The organism is Nocardioides sp. AX2bis, assembly GCF_902506435.1.
Classification (GTDB): domain Bacteria; phylum Actinomycetota; class Actinomycetes; order Propionibacteriales; family Nocardioidaceae; genus Nocardioides.
The window spans coordinates 1-3,290 of the sequence record NZ_LR733224.1 but is presented as its reverse complement, the minus strand read 5'-3'; the positions used below and the strand labels follow the sequence as shown (position 1 = coordinate 3,290).

General features: G+C 79.1%; 4 protein-coding genes. 3 read left to right on the top strand and 1 reads right to left on the bottom strand.

All coding sequences use genetic code 11. The features are described 5' to 3' along the window. Positions 1-762 (top strand): CbtA family protein (locus GV155_RS19685; RefSeq protein ID WP_236554534.1); only part of this gene is annotated, 762 nt, incomplete at its 5' end. After that, positions 759-1,787 (top strand): nicotinate-nucleotide--dimethylbenzimidazole phosphoribosyltransferase, encoded by a 1,029-nt coding sequence (gene cobT, locus GV155_RS19680; RefSeq protein WP_160011903.1) that lies wholly within the window; start codon positions 759-761, stop codon positions 1,785-1,787. The genes GV155_RS19685 and cobT, both read left to right, overlap by 4 nt. A gap of 21 nt (positions 1,788-1,808) precedes the next feature. Here the strand turns inward: cobT and GV155_RS19675 are convergent, their stop codons facing one another. After that, entirely contained in the window at positions 1,809-2,339 is a 531-nt protein-coding gene (locus GV155_RS19675; RefSeq protein ID WP_160011901.1) for a bifunctional adenosylcobinamide kinase/adenosylcobinamide-phosphate guanylyltransferase, read from the bottom strand. Positions 2,340-2,368: 29 nt separating this feature from the next. Between GV155_RS19675 and GV155_RS19670 the strand changes: the two genes are divergently transcribed. Continuing rightward, positions 2,369-3,290: cobalamin biosynthesis protein (locus GV155_RS19670; RefSeq protein ID WP_236554533.1), on the top strand; the 922-nt coding region annotated here is incomplete at its 3' end.

The window sequence follows — 3,290 nt, the reverse complement described above, 5'->3', positions numbered from 1 at the left end:
CCCCCGCTCAGCCCTCGCGCGCTGCTGGTGCGGGGGCTGCTGGTCGGCCTGCTGGCGGGCCTGGCGTCCTTCGGGGTCTCGGCCGTCGTCGGCGAGCCGACGATCGACGCGGCGATCGCCTACGAGGAGTCGGTCGCCCCGGCGCCCGAGCCCGGTGAGCCGGCCGAGGACGAGCTCGTGTCCCGCGACACCCAGGCCACCTGGGGCCTCGGCGCGGCCAGCGTCGCCGTCGGTGGCGCCCTCGGCGGCCTGGTCTCCCTCGGTGCCGCCGTGGCGATCGGCCGGCTGGGCCGGCTCGACCCCACCCGCTCCACGGCGGTCGTCGCCGCCGTCGGCTTCGTGGCGTTCGCCCTGGTCCCGTGGCTGGCCTACCCCGCCAACCCGCCCGGCGTCGGCGACCCCGGCACCATCGGCTCCCGCACGCTGGCGTGGTTCGGTCTGCTCGACGTCTCGGTGCTCACAGCCCTGGCGGCGGTCGCCGTCGCCGTGCGCCTGGCGCGTCGCACCGACGCGTACGCCGCGGGCGTGCTCGCCGCGGCCGGCTACCTCGTCGTCGTGCTCGTCGCGGTCGCGCTCCTGCCCGACCCGGCCCCGCTCGGCGAGGTCCCGGCGCAGGTCCTGTGGGACTTCCGGCTGGCCTCGCTGCTCACGCTGACGACCCTGTGGGGCGTGCTTGGCGTCGGCCTCGTCGGCACGGTACGGCGGCTCCAGCGCGACGCGGTCGCCCGCGCCGAGCGGCGTGCGCTGGCTGCCAGCCTGTGACGGGCCCGGTCGCCCCGCCCCCGGCGCGGCTCGGTGCCGCTGCGCAGCAGCGGGTCGAGGCGCTGGCCACCCCGGTCGGTGCGCTCGGGCGGCTGGGCGACCTGGCCGTGTGGCTCTCCTCGACCCTCGGGGCGGTGCCCCCGCCGCCGCTGACCGACGTGCGGCTCACGGTGCTCGCCGGCGACCACGGCGTCGCGGCGCACGGCGTCTCGGCCTACCCGGCCGCGATCACCCCGGCGATGGTCCGCACCATCGTGGCCGGCCGGGCGGGCGTCAGCGCGCTCGCGGCCGCGCACGACGTGTCGGTGCGCGTGCTCGCCCTCGGCGTCGACGACGACCTCGACGGCGTCCCGCCCCCCGTGACGGCGCGGTCCGTGCGCCGGGGCAGCGGGGCGATCCACCTCGAGGACGCGTTGAACCCCGACGAGACCAGGCGTGCGATCGACGTGGGCCGCGAGGCGGCCCTCTGCGAGATCGACGGCGGGGCCCAGCTGCTGCTCACCGGGGACCTCGGCATCGGCAACACCACCCCGGCCGCCGCGCTGGTCGCCGCCGCGCTGGGGCTGTCGGCCGCCGACGTGGTCGGCCGCGGGACGGGTGTGGACGACGCCGGCCTGGCCCGCAAGACCGAGGTGGTCGCGCAGGCGCTGGCCCGGGCCGGCGACCGGGCCGCGGACCCCGTCGACGCCCTCACCGCGCTCGGGTCGGCCGACCTCGCGGCGACGGTCGGCTTCCTGCTCGAGGCCGCGGAGTCCGGCGTACCCGTGCTCCTGGACGGCCTGGTCTCGGTGGCGTGCGCGCTGACCGCGGAGCGGCTCGCGCCGGGTGCCCGCCACTGGTGGGCCGCCGGGCACCGCTCGACCGAGCCGGCGCAGACCCTCGCGCTGGAGGCGCTCGGGCTGGAGCCGCTGCTCGACCTCGGGCTGCGCCTCGGCGAGGGCAGCGGGGCGGTGGCCGCCGTGCCGCTGCTGCGGGGTGCGGTGGCGCTGCTGCGCGACACCGCGCTGCTGTCCGAGCTGGGCTGACGCGTGCCGCCGGAGCCGGTCTCAGAGGCGCAGCACGCGCCCCGCGACCACCAGGTGCACCTCGTCGCAGGCCGCCGCGACCCGCTGGTTGACCGTGCCGAGCAGGTCGCGGAACACCCGGCCCGACCGGTGGGCCGGCACCACGCCGAGGCCGACCTCGTTGGTGACCAGCACGGCGTCGCGGGTGGTGGCGCCGAGGGCCGCGACCAGCGGGTCGAGGTGCGCGGCGAGCGAGGCGTGCTGGGCGGCGGCGGGGCGGTCCCACGCCCGGTCCTGGTCGAGGACCGCCGTGAGCCAGGTGCCCAGGCAGTCGACCAGCACCGCACCGCTCGCCGTCGTCACCGCCGCGGTCAGGTCCCGGGTCTCCAGGGTGCTCCAGGTCGGCGGTCGGCGGAGCTGGTGGGCGGCCAGGCGCGCCGCCCAGTCGGGGTCGGGGTCCTCGGCGGCGGTGGGCCCGGGGGCGACGTAGGCGACGTCGGTGCGGCCGGCGTACAGGCCCTCGGCGTGCGCGGACTTGCCGGAGCGCACGCCGCCGGTGACCAGGACCTTCATCGGGTGCTCCTCGGGTGTCGGGCGGGCCGGTGCTGAGCCGGGCGGCGGGTCGGGCGCTCGGGCTCGGGCTGGGGTACGCCGCCGACCGGGCCCTCGGCGACCCGGTCCGCCGGCACCCCGTGGCCGGGTTCGGGCAGCTGGCCGGGCGGGTCGAGCGGGTGTCGTACGCCGACCGTCGCGCGGCCGGGGTCGTCCACGTGGTCGTGCTGGTCGGCGGGGTGGCGGGCCTGGGTGCCGCGGCCGAGCGAGCGGTGACGGGCCGACCGGTCGTCCGCGTGCTGCTGACGGCGGCGGCGACCTGGACCGTGCTCGGGGGCACGTCGCTGGACCGCGAGGCCGCCGCGGTGGAGCGGCTGCTCGCGGCGGGTTCCCTGGAGGACGCGCGACGCCAGGTGGCACGGCTCGTCGGGCGCGACACCTCCCGGCTCGACGCCGGCGGCGTCGCGCGGGCGGCCGTGGAGTCGGTCGCGGAGAACACCTCCGACGCCGTGGTGGCACCCCTGGTGTGGGGCGCGGTGGCCGGCGTGCCGGGGCTGCTGGGCTACCGGGCGGCCAACACGCTGGACGCGATGGTCGGGCACCGCTCGGCGAGGTACGACCGCTTCGGCTGGGCCGCCGCCCGCCTCGACGACGTGCTCAACCTGCCGGGCTCGCGACTGAGCGCCGCCCTGGTGGTGCTGCTCGGCGACGACCGCCGCGGGGCGGTCCGGGCGTGGCGGCGCGACGCCGGCGCGCACCCCAGCCCCAACGCCGGCCCGGTCGAGGCGTCGGTCGCGGGGGCGCTGGGGGTACGCCTGGGCGGGACGACGGTCTACGGCACCGGCGCGGACCGCCGGGTCGAGGAGCGTCCGGTCCTCGGGGACGGCCGGGAGCCCGACCACGTCGACCTGGCCCGCGCTCGGCGGCTGGTGCTGCGGGTCGACCTGGCGGCGGTGGTGGTCGCAGCCGGGG